At 64.3% G+C, this 17,752-nt stretch carries 14 protein-coding genes and 1 pseudogene; 6 read left to right on the top strand and 9 right to left on the bottom strand.

Translation table 11 applies throughout. The features are described from left to right. On the top strand, window positions 1-1,194 hold the full coding sequence (locus tag BES08_RS21475) for an IS91 family transposase (RefSeq protein WP_036531096.1): 1,194 nt from the start codon (window positions 1-3) through the stop codon (window positions 1,192-1,194). 533 nt (window positions 1,195-1,727) lie between these two features. Beyond that, window positions 1,728-1,988 carry a DUF6959 family protein gene (locus tag BES08_RS21470; protein WP_069709448.1) on the top strand — a complete coding sequence of 87 codons (261 nt, stop codon included), beginning with the start codon at window positions 1,728-1,730 and terminating at the stop codon, window positions 1,986-1,988. A gap of 280 nt (window positions 1,989-2,268) precedes the next feature. On the opposite strand, the gene BES08_RS21465 is transcribed toward BES08_RS21470, so the two are convergent. From BES08_RS21465 to BES08_RS21435, 7 genes and pseudogenes are all read right to left on the bottom strand, one after another. Beyond that, window positions 2,269-3,300, bottom strand: coding sequence for an IS110 family RNA-guided transposase (locus BES08_RS21465; RefSeq protein ID WP_069709447.1), 1,032 nt, complete (start codon window positions 3,298-3,300; stop codon window positions 2,269-2,271). Window positions 3,301-4,200: 900 nt separating this feature from the next. Continuing rightward, a pseudogene (locus BES08_RS21460) lies at window positions 4,201-5,270 on the bottom strand (IS91 family transposase); the annotation flags it as partial. A 159-nt stretch (window positions 5,271-5,429) separates the two neighbouring features. Next, on the bottom strand, window positions 5,430-6,965 hold the full coding sequence (locus BES08_RS21455) for an ISNCY family transposase (RefSeq protein WP_036530972.1): 1,536 nt from the start codon (window positions 6,963-6,965) through the stop codon (window positions 5,430-5,432). An 87-nt stretch (window positions 6,966-7,052) separates the two neighbouring features. After that, window positions 7,053-7,913: a tyrosine-type recombinase/integrase gene (locus BES08_RS21450; RefSeq protein WP_051587245.1), complete on the bottom strand. Its 861-nt coding sequence runs from the start codon at window positions 7,911-7,913 to the stop codon at window positions 7,053-7,055. Window positions 7,914-8,665: 752 nt separating this feature from the next. Further along, window positions 8,666-9,592 (bottom strand): Gfo/Idh/MocA family protein, encoded by a 927-nt coding sequence (locus BES08_RS21445; protein ID WP_036530970.1) that lies wholly within the window; start codon window positions 9,590-9,592, stop codon window positions 8,666-8,668. Between the two features lie 87 nt (window positions 9,593-9,679). Beyond that, a complete protein-coding gene (locus tag BES08_RS21440) occupies window positions 9,680-10,417 on the bottom strand; it encodes a FadR/GntR family transcriptional regulator (RefSeq protein WP_008831631.1) in 738 nt (245 codons plus the stop codon). 170 nt (window positions 10,418-10,587) lie between these two features. Next, window positions 10,588-11,664 carry a family 43 glycosylhydrolase gene (locus tag BES08_RS21435; RefSeq protein WP_008831630.1) on the bottom strand — a complete coding sequence of 359 codons (1,077 nt, stop codon included), beginning with the start codon at window positions 11,662-11,664 and terminating at the stop codon, window positions 10,588-10,590. A gap of 214 nt (window positions 11,665-11,878) precedes the next feature. On the opposite strand from BES08_RS21435, the gene BES08_RS21430 reads away from it, so the two are divergent. From BES08_RS21430 to BES08_RS21415, 4 genes are read left to right on the top strand one after another with little or no spacing between them, the layout of a single operon-like run. Next, window positions 11,879-13,465 carry a sodium/sugar symporter gene (locus BES08_RS21430; protein ID WP_008831629.1) on the top strand — a complete coding sequence of 529 codons (1,587 nt, stop codon included), beginning with the start codon at window positions 11,879-11,881 and terminating at the stop codon, window positions 13,463-13,465. Beyond that, window positions 13,462-14,331 carry a 2-dehydro-3-deoxygalactonokinase gene (locus BES08_RS21425; protein WP_036530969.1) on the top strand — a complete coding sequence of 290 codons (870 nt, stop codon included), beginning with the start codon at window positions 13,462-13,464 and terminating at the stop codon, window positions 14,329-14,331. Before BES08_RS21430 ends, BES08_RS21425 begins: the two co-directional genes overlap by 4 nt. Then, on the top strand, window positions 14,328-14,963 hold the full coding sequence (locus BES08_RS21420) for a 2-dehydro-3-deoxy-6-phosphogalactonate aldolase (protein ID WP_008831627.1): 636 nt from the start codon (window positions 14,328-14,330) through the stop codon (window positions 14,961-14,963). The genes BES08_RS21425 and BES08_RS21420 overlap by 4 nt, the downstream gene beginning before the upstream one ends. Continuing rightward, window positions 14,960-15,994 carry a glycoside hydrolase family 43 protein gene (locus BES08_RS21415; RefSeq protein ID WP_008831626.1) on the top strand — a complete coding sequence of 345 codons (1,035 nt, stop codon included), beginning with the start codon at window positions 14,960-14,962 and terminating at the stop codon, window positions 15,992-15,994. Before BES08_RS21420 ends, BES08_RS21415 begins: the two co-directional genes overlap by 4 nt. Before the next feature lie 48 nt (window positions 15,995-16,042). Here the strand turns inward: BES08_RS21415 and BES08_RS21410 are convergent, their stop codons facing one another. Both BES08_RS21410 and BES08_RS21405 read right to left on the bottom strand, forming a co-directional pair. After that, window positions 16,043-16,564, bottom strand: a complete 522-nt coding sequence (locus BES08_RS21410; protein WP_008831625.1) for a GDSL-type esterase/lipase family protein — start codon at window positions 16,562-16,564, stop codon at window positions 16,043-16,045. Between the two features lie 39 nt (window positions 16,565-16,603). Beyond that, the gene (locus BES08_RS21405; RefSeq protein WP_069709446.1) at window positions 16,604-17,752 is read right to left on the bottom strand and encodes a glycoside hydrolase 5 family protein; all 1,149 of its coding nucleotides are present in this window, start codon (window positions 17,750-17,752) and stop codon (window positions 16,604-16,606) included.

The raw sequence follows: 17,752 nt of genomic DNA, 5'->3' as shown, positions 1-17,752 counted from the left end.
GTGCGCACCGACCATGAGGTCGCCGACATCTTCCGCGCTGCTGGGCCGGCCTATCGGGCGGCCCACATCGGCCATCTGAGCCTGACACAGCTCAAGGTGATGACCGCGATCGAGAACTGCCGCACCGCTGCCTTGGGCGGTCATGTCGAGACCTGCGAGGACTGCGGGCACTGGCGCATCGCCTACAACAGTTGCCGCAACCGGCACTGCCCCAAGTGCCAGGGTGCGGCAGCGCGCACCTGGCTGGCGGAACGCGAGGCCGATCTGCTGCCAGTGGGCTACTTCCACGTCGTCTTCACGCTACCAGCGCAGATCGCCGAGATCGCCTTCCACAACAAGGCGCGGCTCTACGACCTGCTGTTCCGCACTGCGTCCGAAACCATGTTGACGATCGCGGCCGATCCCAAACATCTCGGCGCGCGCATCGGCATCACCGCGGTGTTGCACGCGTGGGGTTCGTCCATGACGCACCACCCGCATGTTCACATGGTCGTGCCGGGTGGAGGCCTGGCCTCAGACGGGACGCGCTGGATATCCTCGCGTCCCGCCTTCCTTCTGCCAGTTCGGGTTCTGGGCAAGCTGTTCCGCCGGCTGTTCCTTACCCGGCTGACCCAGCTCCACGACAGCGGCAAGCTGGCCTTCTTCGGAACGCTCCTGCCGCTGAGCGATCGCCGGGCGTTCCAGCGTCATATCGCTCCGGTCCGCAAGAAGCGCTGGGTGGTCTACGCCAAGCCGCCGTTCGCAGGACCCGAGGCCGTCTTGGCCTATCTGTCGCGCTATACGCACCGGGTTGCCATATCGAACCGGCGGATACTGGCCTTCGATGGCGCCAACGTCACCTTGCGCTACAAGGATTACCGCCGCGATGGAGCCGATCGCCAGCGCGTCATGGCCCTCCCGGTCGACGAGTTCATCCGGCGCTTCCTGACCCATGTCCTACCGCGCGGCTTCCACCGCATCCGGCACTACGGCATGCTTGCTGGCGCATACCGAAAGGCCAACCTGGCCCTTGCTCGCGATCTGCTCAACGTTGCGCCCGAGCCTGAAGATCTCAGTGAGCAAGAACCGGCGGACCTGCGCCCACCATGCCCGTGTTGCGGCGGTCGCATGATTATTATCGAGACCTTTGAACGCTGGCGGCAACCGCGCGCGCCACCGGGAAAGCTTCTACCGATCCGGGAAACCGTGTCATGACCCGGCATGGCTCGACTGCCATCCCTCCCGCAAAACCTGAGTTGCGGGACACGAGCGCACTCGCGCCCACCGCCACTTGCCGCGAGAAGAGTCGCCTGGCGCCGAATAAAAGTCCCTCAGGAACGTCACCGATCACGATCGCCTTGCATCAATGGCGGCCCAATACCCGAGCCGACAACGATGCCCGGAAGGCTCCAGACCGCGCCGAAGCTGAAACCCCCATAGCTCATCTCTGAACCATCCGCGGGTCGTACATGTCCGGGTTTACGTACGCCTGACGGCGCCCGAAACCCTTCGACTTTTCGGAAGGGCGGCTTTCGAGAACTTGCCCTAGAAATGCGGCCATTCACAGGATTGCAGAAGGCTTCCGTCGGAGGGCAGCAACGCGCCCTTTGCGGGCGTCCAGGGGCGTTTCGCGCGCCGGTAAGCGGTCATTCGTTCAGGAAGTGCGGCGCCATCAGGCGGGAGAAAAACCGTCGTTCTGCAGACGCCCCCATTGCGGTCATCAATTTCGACCGCCATCTTACGGCGTTATGAAAACAGATGCCTTGGAAATTTACTCTGACGCCAGCAACGCAGCGATAATTCGGCATCCAAGCCGAAAATTTCCCGGCATGCTGATCCAAGGCGATACGCTGAATAGTCTGAGCGTTATGGCCGCTAACGCGCTCGCGAATGCTGAGCCAGATTCAGACCTTTGGCATGACGTGAAAGAGTTAGCGGATGACCTTCAGGCTCGCGTGGATTTCTATGCGAAAGTAATGCGCGAGCACGGACTGGAATTGCCATTTTAGATGCTGGCGAGGTCTGCTTCCCATCTGTGGACGCCCGCACGAACGCAAGCGGTATTTAGGAGATCAGGCACGTAGTCGGATGCTGCCATCTGTCCGGCCTCTGATGCAGCACCAGAGGCTGCGGGCCCGTATGGGAGTTCGCGGACTGGAACCACTTCACCCTAAGCGTGCATGTGGCACGGTGGTTAGCACTGGTTCTTCCAGCCCCGTCTCGCCGACTGTTGTGCCATACCCTCCTTCGACCGACTACGTCCTCCGACGACCCCTGGTCCGCTGTGGCTTACGCCGCAGTTGCGACCGGAACTCTGTAATCCTCTTCGCTCATGAGCAACGCCCAGATGATCCGCGCAGTCTTGTTGGCAAGCGCGACGGTCACCAACATGCGCGGCTTCCTGGCCAGCATCTGTTCGAGCCATGATCCTGCCGGAGCGCCTCGTTTGCTCGCCTGTAGCACGACAGCGCTGCTACCGATGATGAGTAGCCGCCTGAGTGTTCGCTCGCCCATCTTCGTGATCGAGCCCAGCTTCTGTTTGCCTCCCGTCGACAATTGCCGAGGTGCGAGACCGAGCCAGGCGGCAAAGTCGCGCCCCTTTGCAAAGGTCTCGGCCGGCGGGGCCAGCGCCGCGATAGCGGTGGCCGTGATCGGGCCCACGCCAGGGATCGTCATGAGCTGTCGCGCGATCGCATCCTCGCGTGCTCGCCGTGCGATCTCTTTGTCGAGATCACCGATCCTGTCGTTCAGTTCCTCCAAAAGATCTAGCATCGTGCGAAACATCGCCTTGGCTGCCTCAGGAAGCGAAGAGCCAATCTCGTCTTCGAGCAGGTCACCAAGCATCGCAACGTGCGACGGCCCCTTTGGCGCCACCCAGCCATACTCAGTGAGGTGCCCTCGGATTGCATTGATAAGTTGCGTACGCTGACGCACCAGCAGATCGCGGGTCCGGAACACCAGGCCGGACGCTTGTTGTTCTTCGCTCCTGATCGCCACAAACCGCATGTTTGGCCGCTGCGCCGCCTCGCAGATCGCCTCGGCATCTACCGCATCGTTTTTATGTCGCTTCACGAACGGCTTCACGTAAGCTGGAGGAATGAGCTTCACGTCATGCCCTAGCCCCGTGAATTCGCGGCCCCAGTGATGCGCGCCTCCGCAGGCCTCGAGCGCCACCGTGCACCGCGGCTGCTTGGCAAAGAACTCCAGCAGCTTGGTGCGGCTAATTTTGCGACTGAACAACGCTCGCCCACGCGCATCCGCGCCATGCGCATGGAAAACATTCTTGGCGATATCCAAACCGATTGTGGTAACTTCCGACACGGACGCCTCCTCAAGTGGTGTTCAACACCTCCACTATGGCACATCGATGCCGTCGGGGGGCGTCCACCCCATCACCCTTCCTCGCCGTGCGGGATTGCCGATGGCATCGCGTGGCCGCGTAAAGCGGCCCGGCTGCTTCCAGGCGTGTAGATATCCACCGTCAGCGGCTATGATGGGTGGAGGGCAGGCGCTGGAAAACTAACCAAAGAGTTGGACAAAATTGTCGATCTCTTCATCAGAAGCCTGCCATGCCTCGCCTCTAGCTTCCGCCATCGCTATCAAACCGAGAAGAGCGACAGGGCCGTCGGCTGCGAACGAGTTTTCCGCACGTTCCGCGAACATTAGTCCGCCTTTCGGACCGCACCGAATAGCCCCTCGACAAGATCGTCAGATAGGCTGGGGTCATCGTGTTTATAGCGTCAACTAGGCGCATGTAGGTTCGCTCCGGTAGAATATGAACAACGTAGCAGCAGCAATCATAAAGGCCCGCAATGGGGCGATGGCCGACCGGCAGGGAATTTCTTTTGTCGGCGATGCCCCAAACCGAAGGCGACGGGCAGCTATCCGCCGATCTGAGCCGGTAAGCCGCCATTCCGCTATCGTTTAGAGTTTCGGACGCCGAGAGGCGTCGGAAAGTCGGCGGTGCCCGAACCCGCGGGCCCCGCGCGATGGTCTATGGGGATTTCGACTTTGGGCGGCTCTGGGCTGTGGCGGGCGCAGCGGATAAGCGGACGTATTTGAAAGCGGACGGTCTGCTTTCCGGCGGTCGCGAAGGTCGCTCACGGTCGGACGGTCCGCTTTCGGGCAGTTGGCGTCCGTTTTTTGACAGGCGGGAAGCAGACTCCGGCCTTCCCGGGAGCGTGGTCGTCACGGGGTCTGTCGATGATGTGCCGTGCCGGGTCACGACGCCTGTCTCTCGGATGATGCTGCGAAGCATGGAGGCGCGCGAGGCTGGTACCGGCGTTCCAGGATCTCGATGACGATCATGCGTCCACCGCAGCACGAGCACGGCGGCCGGGCATCTGGCGGTTCGGCGGGCATGTCATCGCCAGCAGGCGGCGCGATCGCGAGCAGTTGGCGGGCCCGTTCAAGACTGTCCTTGCGCATACCGCTGGCGAGCAGGCCATAATGGCGGATGCGGTGAAAGCCCTTGGGCAAGTCGTGGAGCAGGAAGCGGCGGATGAACTCGTCGGCACCAAGCGTCATCACCTGCTGCCGGTCGGCGCCGCCGCGGCGATAGTCCTTGTAGCGGAAGGTGACGCCGTCCTCGTCGAAGCGGAGAAGGCGGCTGTTCGAGATGGCGACGCGGTGAGTGTAGCGCGACAGATAGGCGAGGACCGCTTCGGGCCCGGCGAATGGCGGCTTGGCATAGACCACCCAGCGCTTTTTGCGGACCGGCGACAGGTGGCGCAGGAATGCGCGCCGTTCGGCGAGATGCGCCATGCTGCCGAAGAAGGCGAGCAGGCCAGCATCGTAGAGCGCGAGCAGTCGTGTGAGGAACAGGCGGCGGAACAGCGCGCCGAGCACGCGTACCGGCAACAGGAACGCCGGACGCGCCGAGACCCAGCGCGTGCCGTCTAGCGCGATGCCGCCGCCGGGGACAATCATGTGGATGTGCGGGTGGTGGGTCAGCGCCGAGCCCAGGTGTGGAGCACGGCGGTGATGCCGATCCGTGCGCCGAGATGCTTCGGGTCCGCGGCGATGATCTGCATCGTCTCCGACGCCGCGCGGAACAGCAGATCGTAGATCAGCGCCTTGTTATGGAAGGCGATGGCGCCGACCTCGGCCGGCAGGGTGAAGACCACGTGGAAGTAGCCGACCGGCAGCAGGTCGGCCTCGCGGTCGGCGAGCCAGGTGCACGCGGCAGCGCCCTGGCACTTGGGACAGTGCCGGTTGCGACAGCTGTTATAGGCGACACGCCAATGGCCGCAGTCCTCGCAGGCCTCGACGTGGCCGCCTGTAGCGCGACAAATTGGATGATGATCCGTGTTGCCTCACGAAAGAACGTTCCCGAACGGCGCGACCGTTGCCTCACGTAATTGTTCCTTACAGGCCCTCGAGCATCATTGCCATTGCATGGGACGGATTGCCGTGCAGCTGAGCCGTAGGCGAGGCGGAACGGCAATCCGTCACATCGCCGTAAGAATGGTTTCCGCGTCGACTGGCGTGGCGCTGGCCTGTCCGGAAGAGTGGCTGAACACAAGTGCGCGCGCGTGTTCGGTACGCCAACCTTTCAACCGGCGCTGGATAGTTCGCAGAAGGCCGTCTGGGTAAATGTCCGGCTGCTGGGCCTGCAATTTCTCCAGCAACTCGCGCCCGGTACGCCAAGGCTCCTCTTCGAACCAGGCCTTCAACTGGTCGGTAACCTGAAGCAGTGGATCCGGCCGGCGCCGCTCTCGCTTGCGCGGCGCCTTATCAACGGCCGTGGGCCGCGCCTCACCATTCTGCCATAAAGCTTTCAGGCTCAAGAGGAAGGCCCCCAGCGGTGGGGGTGACGTTTCGTTCGGATTTGCCAAGACGACGGCGTCGGCCAGGACCACCAGTTTCTGCTGCGCGGTCCGGATATCTCGCAGCAGTCGAACCGGATCCAGTCTGCCAGCCAGGTCCCGTAGCCGTTCGCGTGTCTGCTCGTTGGTCCGCGGGTCATCCATCAGGCGCTGGAACGGCGTCGCGGGAGCGTGATAACGTTTGTGGACTTTGGCGCCGTCGCGGCGCTTTTCCGCCAATTTGAATGAAGGCTGGAAAAAGTTCACGAACAAACGCGCCGCCGCATACAGCTCAGCCAGTAACCCGGCTGCTTCCAGCCCCTCGAAGCGGCGATAGCCCACTAGACGACGCACAACCGAACCGTTCTTCTGCTCGACCCAAGCCTGATCGTTCTTCCGATAGGGACGGCAGCGGGTAAAGGCGATTTCCGTCGCCGCGCAGTAATCCCGCACGGTCTCATTGATAAACACGCTGTCATTGTCGGAATCGAAACCCAGCAACGGGAACGGCATCAGCTTGCGCAGTTCCTTGAGGACCTCCACCAACAACGTTTGCTCGCGAACCAGTAGCGGAGCGCATTCGGTCCAGCCTGTTGCGATATCCGTTAACGTTAGCGTCCACGCCCAGCTCCCTTTCGCCACCGGGCCGCTATGCGAAACAAGGTCGGCCTCCATATATCCCGGCGCCGGATCTCCCCAGTCGCTGAACGTTCGGATCGGAACACTGCGCCTGAGTTCGGATCCTGCCACGCCGCGACGCCGGACCTTCTGATTGTTTCCTTTCGCGATCCGAAGAATACGGTCAATCGTGGCGGGGCTCATCTGCAACAATCTCGCCTTGATCGCCGGATCGAGATCAAGGTGGCCATGGCCCTCCATCGCCTCGATCAGAATCGGAATAAGCGGCCGCAACCGCTTGCCGCACAGGCGGTCGCTGGCCTCCCATAACACGAGCAACGCTCCGCGCACCGCCTCGTTGTAAATCCTGCGCTCCGGTCGCGTCGTTTCCCTGATCAACGGCTCCGCACGCAAGAGTCGCATTGCATGCTTCCGGTGGAAACCTGTGATCGCGACGAATTCGTCGAGAACCTTACCCTTGCTCGCGCGATCGGCCGAGCGATACCGCGCGCCGACAGCTTCAATCAATTCCCTTCGCGTCGCCATGCTCACCTTCCGCATCGTTCCCTCCCGGCCAATGCCGGGAGCAGTTTAGATGAGGCAACGGCAGCTTTGCCGGGAGCATTTCAGGCGAGGCAATGCGGCATTTCAGGCGAGGCAATGCGCGCGCATCGTCTTGGTCGCTACCTGGGTGTAAAAGGCAGTGGTGTTGAGCTTGGCGTGACCGAGCAGCGCCTGGATGACGCGGATATCGACACCGTCTTCGAGCAAGTGCGTGGCGAAGCTATGCCGCAGGGTATGCGGGCCGACCCGCTTGGCGATATCGGCTGCCTCGGCCGCCTCGACGACGATGCGATACAGCTGCCGCGTGCTGATCGGCACTGTCGCGTTCTGGCCCGGGAAGAGCCAGCCGTTCGGAAGCATGATCCCCTGCTGCCGACCAGCGCGCCACCACTCGCGTAGCAACACGAGCAAGCCTTCGGGCAGCATGGCGTTACGGTACCGCCCGCCTTTGCCGCGCTCGATCCGTAGCAGCATGCGCTTGCTGTCGACGTCGCTGACCTTGAGCGCCGAGACCTCGGAAACGCGCAGTCCGGCACCATAGGCGACCGACAGTGCCGCCTGATGCTTGAGGCAGGTCGTGGCATCGAGCAGCCGCTTCACCTCGGCCAAGGTCAGCACCACCGGGATCTTACGGGCATGCGCGGTGCGGACCAGCTTGCGCGCGAGCTCGGGGCGGTCGAGCGTGTGGGTGAAGAAGAACCGCAGCGCCGCGACGATGCTGTTCATGGTCGGCGCCGGAACGCCAGCGTCCTGCTGCTCGATCTGGAACCGCCGGATATCCTCGACGGTCGCGGTGTGCGGCGAGCGCCCCAGCCAAGTCGCAAACCGCCCGACGTCGCGCAGGTAGTTGCGCTGCGTCTCGCGTGAGAACCGGCGCATCGTCATGTCGTCGATCAGCCGCTGGCGTAGCGGGCTGATCGGGCCAACCGGAACAAGTTCGTTCATCGTTCGACTCCTCATATTGAAGGAGCCGAAAGGGTCTGCCCGTTACGGGCACTGCTCAATCCAGGCGGGACGTTCTCGTTGTCACGGGTAGCTCACCACAGGCACCACTCCCGCGCAGCGGGTTCGTGCAGCGGCCCTTGTCGGTCATTTAGCGGCCGATTTTGCGCTCCCAAGTCCGGACCGGCAGCTGTCCCATTTTGGATACCCTGGACTAGCCAATAGGCGAACGTTGGGTTTCGAGGACGAATGGCGGAATAGCTGCCGCTTATGCGCCGCCGGCTGCCGACGCATAGCCGGTCCCGTCCGATAGCCAACTGGCCGTTTGCTCCCGCCGAAACCGGTAGTAGGAATCTGCGCAAGCGTCTGAGCCGCGGCCGCGATTAAGCCAGCCATTGGCTGGCGAAGGCGTATCGCCGTATCCTTAAGCCCTTAAACGTTTCCGCCGCTCAATAACGACGGAACGCAAGCTCACTGGCACGGTTGGCCGATAGCTGCCCATAAGTGTGGCGCATCTCGGACAACGCAGACTACCGGTACGTATTCCGTTTCGCAAAGAACGTCTTGAAACTTACGGCGATCAAAAAGCTCTCCGTTACATGGGGCATTTAACCTGACAGCATGACCGGGACAGATGCCGCTAGAAGAGTAGAGGGCTCCCGTACTATAGCCATGTACGATATTAACGGCTTTGCATAACTTTAAATGCCCGATCAGCTGTCCTCATGGTGAGATAGGCGCGAGGCCACTCAAGTTCAGAAGAGAAATTCCGAAACACTGCGACGGTCGGCGATGAGGAATGTATCGGCCACCAAACGCAACGGCCGAAGATCGACGTCAATCGCCCGCTCGGCAACAAGGTGGGCAAAGCGCTCGTAAAGGCGAGCATATTCAAGGTCGAGATCCGTTTGCTCTTTTTCGCCGGGGCGCTGGATCACGCTGCCTCCCTCCGTGAGGCGCAGGGTGCCATGGTCGGTGTCGACTTCGATCGACCAGGTCTGCGGGCCGGTTTGGAGAAAGTCGAACTCGGCGCGCACGTCAGCGCCGGCACTGCGCATTTGTACGCTGGCGGCAATCGGCGAAGCGCGGCCCGCAGGCACGTCCATCGTTGCGCTTTCGACACAAAGTTCGTTGGGTAAGATGCTGGTCGTAATCGACAGCGCGTTGATGCCGGGATCGAACACGCCGAAACCGCCGGGCCCTAAGATCCACTCCTGACCCGGATGCCAGCGGCGGATGTCTTCTTTCCAATCGATCCGAACCGCCTCGATACGCTTGTCGGCGAGCCAGGCACGGGCCGGGCCGACGCCTGCCGCCTCGCGCGAGTGCCATGTGGTGAACAGGGCGACATCGGCAGCGCGCGCGGCTTCAACGAGTGCCTCGACCTGAGAAAGCGTCGTGGCAGGCGGCTTTTCGAGCATTACGTGCAGGCCCGCTTCGATCGCGGCGAGCGCCTGCTGGTAGCGACCGTCAGGCGGCGTGCAGATCGAAACCGCGTCAAGCGGACAGGCGGAAGCCATCTCTGCAATGTCGTAGTACCCGGGGACGCCATCGACACGGCCTTGCCGGCTGGCGGTGGCGGCAAGAACGAAGCGGTCATTCCCCGCGATGGCGGGCAGGTGCTGGTCGCGCGCGATTTTGCCGATCCCGACGAGACCTAATTTGATAGGCTCCACATCCATTCCTTTTGCAACATTTATCGTATACTATATGGGGCCGGCAGCGGTCAGGCGGTCAGATCTGCTCAGGGCACTGAGTTAGCCTGAATTTCAGTCGGCCTGATGCTGGCGTTCTTCGATCAGGCCGAGCACATCGCCGATGATCCTGCGCATGGCGATCCGCGCCGCGTCTGGGTCACGCGCGACGATCGCGTCGAGCACCTTGGCGTGTTCGTTGACGTCGGCGGTCCGGCCTTTGATGCGGTTAGTGAACCGGATCGAAGTGCGCAGCGCGGTGCTGACCACATCGCGCAACTGGATATAGAACGGATTCTTGGACGCGCGCAGGATTGCGACATGGAAGGCGATGTCGGCTTCCAACGGATCGTCCAGCCCGCTTTCGGCCGCGCGCATCCGTACGAGGCCCGCGTCGATCCGGGCGATATCATCATCTCCGGCGACTTGCGCTGCAAGGGCCGCACCTTCGGGTTCTACCGAGACGCGCAGTTCGTTGAACTGCCGTAGCAGGTCGACCGAGAGCTGGCGCTCGAGCATCCAGCGCAGGACGTCGGTGTCGAACAGGTTCCATGAAGACGTCGGCTGGACGGTCGTGCCCTGACGCGGGCGGGCGCTGAGAAGCCCCTTGGCGCTCAACATCTTGACCGCTTCGCGCGTGACGGAGCGGCTGACGCCGTGCTGCTTGGCCAGTTCGGCTTCGGTGGGAAAGACTTTGTTCTCGAACTGGCCCGTGACGATGGCGCGGCCTATGCTGTCGAGGAGGCCGTAAGTCAAATTGCGGCCCAACTGTGCCGCTGGCTCATCGACGATGAGATGGGGGAAGCTTGTCACTGAGCAGTCCTTGTACCTGCCGTCGTCCGCGCGCGCGGACCGGTCCTGTCCTGTCGCTCCATTACCGTAGTGAACCTACACGGCGAGACAAGGTCCTTTAATATGATAAGTCGTTTGCACGATGACCCCGGACCGTCGCCCAACGCGGAGACGACGGTTCAGGGAGAGTTTCAGCGCGGGTTCGGGTACGCTTTCACCAGCACGTCGTACTGCGCCTTGCTGATCTCGATCATCGAGCCGTGGCGCAGGCCGTCAGGCATTTCGTAGCGGTTCCATTCGGGAACGCCGGAATTTCCGGAGACCTGATACCATGGTCCCGTGAGGCGCGGCGCTTTCGACAGGCCATAGCTGGTTCCGGCATACTGCTCGTAATACATCAGCCAGTCCTGCCCGCCCGGCGCGCGGATGACGGTGGGCGCCTCGCGGAAATTGGGGCTGATCGAGGGGCCGGGCGCCGGATAGGGGCCGAGCAGGTCCTTCGCGCAGGAAACGCGCACGGTCTTGCCGGTCGTCCAGTTGTAGCTGGGATAGCGTTCGTCCTTGATGACCGCGCAGTAACCGCTGCCGTCCGCCTCGGGCTGGATGAAGGTGTCGATCGTCGCCATGTCCCAGTCGAACAGGCGCCTGGGCGCCTTGGCGAAGGTCTTGAGGTCGCTCGACAGGGCGTAGAGCGTGCGCTGGCTGGCCCAGTAGCGCTCGGGGTCTTCGGGTACGCCAGGGACGGTCGCGGTATGCCAGGTCAGCAGGAACCGGCCCGAGAGCTTGTCGAAGAACAGCTTGGGCGCGCCGATCCGCTGCATTGCGTGGGGCAGGCCGGGGACATGCAGCACGTCGGGCTTGTACGTGCCGTAGGGCTTCCAGGCGACAAGGTCGTCCGAAACCCAGAAGCGGATATAGGGGTCCTCGTCGCTGCGGTTGCCGACAAGGTAATAGCGTCCGTCGGGTCCGCGCGCGATCGACGGGTGCCCGTGATAGTCCTCGGAAACCGGCTTGCCGCCGTTTATCTGCGTCCAGTGCAGCCCGTCACGACTGACCGTGTAGTACAGCACTCCGTAACGTTCCTTGGTCATGTGCGCGAAGAGATACGCCTTGTCGGGATCGACATAAGGCGTCTCCGGCGCGCCCGGCACCACTTCTGCCCGCACCGGCCTTGCCGGATCCGATTGCGCCGCCGCGGCCTGAGCCGCCAGAACCGTGATAGCCGCAACGGCGATGCCTGCGGCGATGCGCGAATTGCCCCGAGCCAAATTCCATCTCCCGATATTCTTACGTTCGTCCGTCAAAAAGCAGCGCTTGCAGCCCATTGTCAAGATTCATCTTATAAATACGGTTTTAGACGTTATGGAGGGGACGGACAGGTCGGGCCGGGCGATTCGACGATCGCCCCGCCGGAGCAACGTCGTCCGCGATCGCACGCGGGGCGACCCGGGATTACGGCACAGGATAGTGCAGGGAGACGAGATGGGACTGGCAACGATCGACATCGCAGTGGTCGTGATTTACGCGATCGGCATATTCGGGCTGGCCCAGTGGGTAAGCCGGGACAAGCCGGGTGCCGGGCCGAAGGGATCCGCCGACTATTTCCTCGCCTCGAAGAACCTGCCCTGGTGGGCCATCGGCGCTTCGCTGATCGCTGCGAACATTTCGGCCGAACAGATCGTCGGCATGTCCGGGTCGGGCTACGCGATCGGTCTTGCCATCGCATCGTACGAGTGGATGGCGGCGGCCACGCTGCTGATCGTGGGCAAGTTCTTCCTGCCGATCTTCCTGCGCAACGAGATCTACACGATGCCGCAGTTCCTGGAGCGCCGCTACGGCAGCGGCATCCGCACGCTGATGGCGGTGTTCTGGCTGGTGCTCTACGTTTTCGTGAACCTCACCAGCATCATCTGGCTCGGCTCGATCGCGGTGACGCAGGTGGCGGGCGTAAATCAGGACGTCGCGCTCGTGGTGCTGGGCGTCTTCGCGCTGCTCTACCAGCTGCGCGGCGGGCTGAAGGCCGTGGCGCTCACCGATATCGTGCAGGTCACGCTGCTGGTCATGGGCGGGCTGATCATTGCCTTCCTGACCCTGGGCAAGATCGGCGGCGAGGCCGGAGTGATCGCCGGGTTTTCGCGCCTGGTCGACGCCGCGCCGGGGCATTTCCACATGATCCTTGCAAAGGGTGACCCGCACTACATGGACCTGCCGGGCATTTCGGTGCTGATCGGCGGCATGTGGATCGCGAACCTCAGCTACTGGGGCTTCAACCAGTATATCATCCAGCGCGCGCTGGCGGCCAAGTCGATCGACGAGGCCCAGCGCGGCATGCTGTTCGCCGCCTTCATCAAGCTGATCATGCCGATCATCATCGTGCTGCCGGGCATCGCCGCCGTCATCCTCGCGCCCGATCTCGGCAAGCCGGACGAGGCGTATCCGACGATGATGGGCCTGTTGCCTCCGGGTCTGCTGGGCCTTGTCTTCGCGGCGCTGGTGGCGGCGATCATCGCGTCGACCGCATCCAAGATCAATTCGATCGCGACGATCTTCACGCTCGACGTCTGGGCCAAGTTCAAGGGCCGGCCGGCCGGGGACGACGCCGTCGCCGCAGATCGCAAGCTGGTCCGCGTGGGCCGGATCGTCGCGGTCGTGGCGATCGTGGTCGCCATCCTGACCGCACGCCCGCTGTTGGGATCGAGCGAGCAGGCGTTCCAGTTCATCCAGGAGTTCACCGGCTTCTTCACCCCGGGCATCACCGTGATCTTCCTGCTCGGCCTGTTCTGGCGCCGCGCCAACGAACCGGGCGCGATCAGCGCGGCGGTCGCCTCGGTGCTGCTGTCGTGGGGGTTCAAGGCCTGGGCGCCTGCGGTGCCGTTCATGGACCGCATGGGAATCGTCTTCCTGGCCGCGCTGGCGCTGGCGGTGGTCGTCTCGCTGCTGACGCCGGGCCGACCGGACAAGGACACCATCTCGACCGGCGACGTCCGCTATGCCACCTCTACCGGGTTCAATGCAGGAGCGATCGCCGTGGTTCTGGTGCTTTGCGTTCTTTACGCGGTGTTCTGGTGAGCGCGCCCTTCATCGCCGTCGACTGGGGCACGACCAACCGCCGCGCCTACCGGATCGAGGATGCCCGCGTTGCCGCCACCGAGCGCGACGACATGGGCATCCTCGCGGTCCCGGCAGGCGGATTTGCCGCCGAAGTGGCCGGGCTTCGCGCGCGTCTGGGCCAGCTGCCGGTGGTGATGGCCGGGATGGTCGGGTCCAACCGGGGCTGGCACGATGCAGGCTATGTCCCCTGCGCCGCCACGATCGAGGCCGTTGCCGCCGCCATGGCGCGCCTCGACGACGACGTCGCCATCGTTCCCGGCGTCTGCGTCGATGCCCCGACCCGCGCCGACGTGATGCGCGGCGAGGAAGTGCAACTGCTCGGCGCCGTCGCTGCCGGTCTCGCGCCAGCAGACGCGCTGCTGTGCCAGCCCGGAACCCATAACAAGTGGGCGGTCATGAAGGACGGCGCCATAGCCGACTTCACCACCGCCATGACCGGCGAGATGTTCGCGCTGCTCAAGGCCCGTGCCCTGATCGGCGCCGAGATGACCGGCGAAGTGGATGCCGACGCCGCGTTCCGCGAAGGGGTGGAAGCCTGCGCCGATGCCGATCTGCTTTCGGCCCTGTTCGAAGTCCGGGCCGCCTCGGTGCTGGGCAGGCGCCCTCCCGGCGCGGCGGCGGCCTGCGTCAGCGGCCTTCTCATCGGCAGCGATTGCCGCGCCCGCATCACCCGCCCCGGTCAGGTCGTGCACCTGCTGGCCGACGGGCTTCTCGCGCGGCTCTATACCGCCGCCATCACCATTGCCGGGGGGCAGGCCGTCGTCGTCGACAGCCATGCCTCGTTCGTTGCCGGCATCACCCGCATCAGGAACCTCATGTCATGATCGATTTCGCCACGGCACTCGCCGGCCTGCCTCTGGTCGCCATTCTGCGCGGCATCCGCCCGGACGAAGTCGAGGCTGCCGGCGATGCGCTCGTCGAGGCGGGCTTCACGCTGATCGAGGTGCCGCTGAACTCGCCCGATCCGCTGGCCAGCATCGAGCGTCTCGCCAAGCGGGTGGGCGACCGGGCCGTCGTGGGCGCGGGCACCGTGCTGACGGTCGCGCAGGTCGCCCAGCTGCAGGACGCGGGCGGCGCGATGATCGTCTCGCCCAATACCGACGTCGCGGTGATCGCCGAAAGCGCGCGGCGCGGCATGGTCTCGCTGCCCGGCTACTTCACGCCCAGCGAGGCCTTCGCGGCGCTGGCGGCAGGCGCCACGGGTCTGAAGCTGTTTCCGGCCGAGGCCGCGACGCCGTCCGTGATCAAGGCGCAGCGCGCGGTGCTGCCCGGGGACGTGCCGTTGTTCGCGGTGGGCGGCATCACGCCGGACAACATGGGACCATGGCGCGCGGCGGGAGCCAACGGGTTCGGCCTCGGCTCGGCGCTTTACCGCTCGGGCGCGGCCACGCAGGAGATCGCGGCGAACGCCCGCGCCTTTGCAGCGGCCTGGGCCGAACTGGAGAAGGGCGCATGATCCGCGCGACCGGTGCGCTTGGAGCCATCTCGCTCGCGGCGCTGGCGCTCGGCGGCTGCGCCGCGACGGGTACGTCGGGCAAGACTGCCGCCGCCACCTTGACCAACCCGCTGCTGGCGAGCGGCCCCGATCCGTGGATCGTCCATGACGGCGGCACCTTCTATTTCATGGGGACGAAGGGCGACCGCCTGGCCATCCGCCGCACCGACGACCTCGCGAAGCTGGCCGATGCGCCCGAGCATGTCATCTGGACCCCGCCCGCCAGCGGTCCCAACGCGATCTCGATCTGGGCGCCCGAACTGCACCGGTTCGATGGAAAGTGGTACGTCTACTATACCGCCGCCGCTGCGGGACACGACGATGACGCGCATCGCGGCATCTTCGTGCTGGAGAACGCTAGCGCGGATCCGCTCAAGGGCGAATGGATCGACCGGGGCCGCGTCGTCACCGGCATGACCGGCATCGACGGCACCGTGTTCGAGACCGGCGGCAGGCGCTACTTCATCTATTCCGCCTATGACGGCCCCGACAGCGTGCTCGCCATCGCGCCGATGACCAATCCCTGGACGCTAGGCCCCGGCGAGACCGTGATCGCCCGGCCGGACCAGCCGTTCGAGCGCCAGGGCGGCCGCCAGATCCTTGAAGGACCGGAGTTCCTTGCGGGACCGAACGGAGACCTGTTCCTCACGTATTCGGCCAGCGCCTGCTGGTCGGACGACTATGCGCTGGGCCTGCTCCACGCCGCGCCGGGCAGCGATCCGCTGAAGCCGGAAAGCTGGACCAAGTCCCCCAGGCCCGTACTGGCCAAGGCGCCGCAGAACGACGTCTACGCGACCGGGCACAACGGCTTCTTCACAACCGACGGCGGCCGCCGGACCTGGATCGTCTATCACGCCAACACCGGCGCCGACCAGAAATGCACCGCAGCCCGCTCGCCGCGCGTCCAGCGCATGGAGTGGACCGCGCAGGGCATGCCGGTGTTCCCGGTGCCTTCGCGCGCGGGCGACCCCGTACCGGCCCCGCAGCCCTGAGCCGGGGCCTGCCCCTTCCTTGCAAGGGAAGGGGCAGGCCCCGTCGCTTCAGCGCGGCGTCAGCAGCGTGAGGTTCACCGCGTCGCCCGTGGCGCGCAGGCCGGCATCGTTGGGATGGAGGTGGTCGCCGGGGTCGAACTCGGGGCGCAGCTCCGCCGGCATCGCCGGATTGCGCACCGCCGCCTCGAAATCGACGACGCCGTCGAATATCCGGTCGTTGCGGATCGCCGCGTTCACCGCCATGCGGGTCTGCTCCTTCATCGGCGACATGTAGCCCGCGCGCAGCGCCGGGGTCATCGTGCCGCCGATCACCTTGATGCCCAGCGCATGGGCACGGGCGACGAACTGGCGATAGCCGTGGATCAGGTCGTCCGGTTTGACCGCGCCCGGCCCCTCGTCGCTGCCTGCACTGATATCGTTGATGCCCTCCAGCAGGATGACGTGCGTGACGTTCGGCACGCTCGCCAAATCGCGCCAGAAGCGGTCGAGCACGGACACGAGCGACAGCCATGAGCGCGCCTGCCGCAGCGCTGCGGTGCAAAGGGCGGCAAGGTACGTCGGGTTACGCATGCCGCCCTCTTTTCGGACCGTCAGGACAGTTGTCCCGCGTTACTTCCTGGACGTCGGCACCACGCCCTTCGGCGCGGCGGACAAGCGGCGGATCAGATCCACTTCGGCCTGGCGATAAGGCGTTCCGTCCGTGTGGAACACTTCATGGAACCAGATGGTCGGCTCTTCCATGGTGTAGGGCTTCTTCCACGAATCCCAGGGCAGGCGGGTCTGCGTCCTGCCGTCGACGAAGCCCCAGTTCATCATCGCCACGTTCTCGCGCTTGCCGATCGGCAGCGACCCGTCGAACGTCGAACCGTTGCCGCGCGCCATGTATTCGGTGCAAAGGATCGGGCGGCCATAGACCTTGAGCTGGTTCACCCGGTCCTGGAACTTTTCCGGCCAGTTGTAGTCGTGGAACGAGATCACGTCCGATTGCGTCAGCTGCAGCTGTTCCATCGGGGTCAGCGCGCCCGGCCTCTTCCAGTCGTCATGCTGCCACACGCCCGAGGTGAGGGGCTGCGCCGGATCGACCTCGCGCGCCCAGCCATAGACCTTGGTGAGCAGCGCGAGCACCAGCTCCTGCTTGCCGTCCTGGTCCTTGTACTGGTCGGCGCCGTTGTCCGGCTCGTTCCACAAGTCCCAGCCCAGGACGCGGTCGTCCTTGCCGAACGCGCCGATGACACCCTGGACGTAGGCCTTGAAACGCGGCTCCTGCGACGGGTCGCGCATGGCGGGCAGGCCGGGGGCCTGCACCCAGCCGGAATTGTGCACGCCGGGAATCGGCGGATGCTGCGGGCCGAGCACCGGCTTCGGATCCCAGCAGCTGTCGAACAGCACGAACAGCGGCTTGATCCGGTGCTTCGCGGCGATCGCCAGAAACGCATCGATGCGCTTCTTGAAGCCTTCGGGATCCTGCTGCCACAGCTGGTCGTGCAGGAACACGCGCATGGTGTTCATGCCGATGCCTTCGGCCAGCCCCAGTTCGTAGTCGATGCGCCGGGGATCCCAGGTGGCTTCCTGCCACATCTCCAGCTGGTTGATCGCGGTGGCCGGCGCGAAGTTCGAGCCGACCAGCCAAGGCTGCTTTGCGTACCATGTCTTCGCCTGCGCGGGCGTCCACTGCGGGCGGGCTTCGGCGGATGGGAAGGGTGCCTGGGCGATCAGCGCGGCAGCGGTCGCCAGCAGGCAGGTTGCGAATGCTTTCAT

The sequence above is a fragment of the Novosphingobium resinovorum genome, assembly GCF_001742225.1.
Taxonomy (GTDB): domain Bacteria; phylum Pseudomonadota; class Alphaproteobacteria; order Sphingomonadales; family Sphingomonadaceae; genus Novosphingobium; species Novosphingobium resinovorum_A.
Note: the sequence above shows the minus strand (reverse complement) of the source record. Positions and strands in the feature narration are given on the sequence as shown.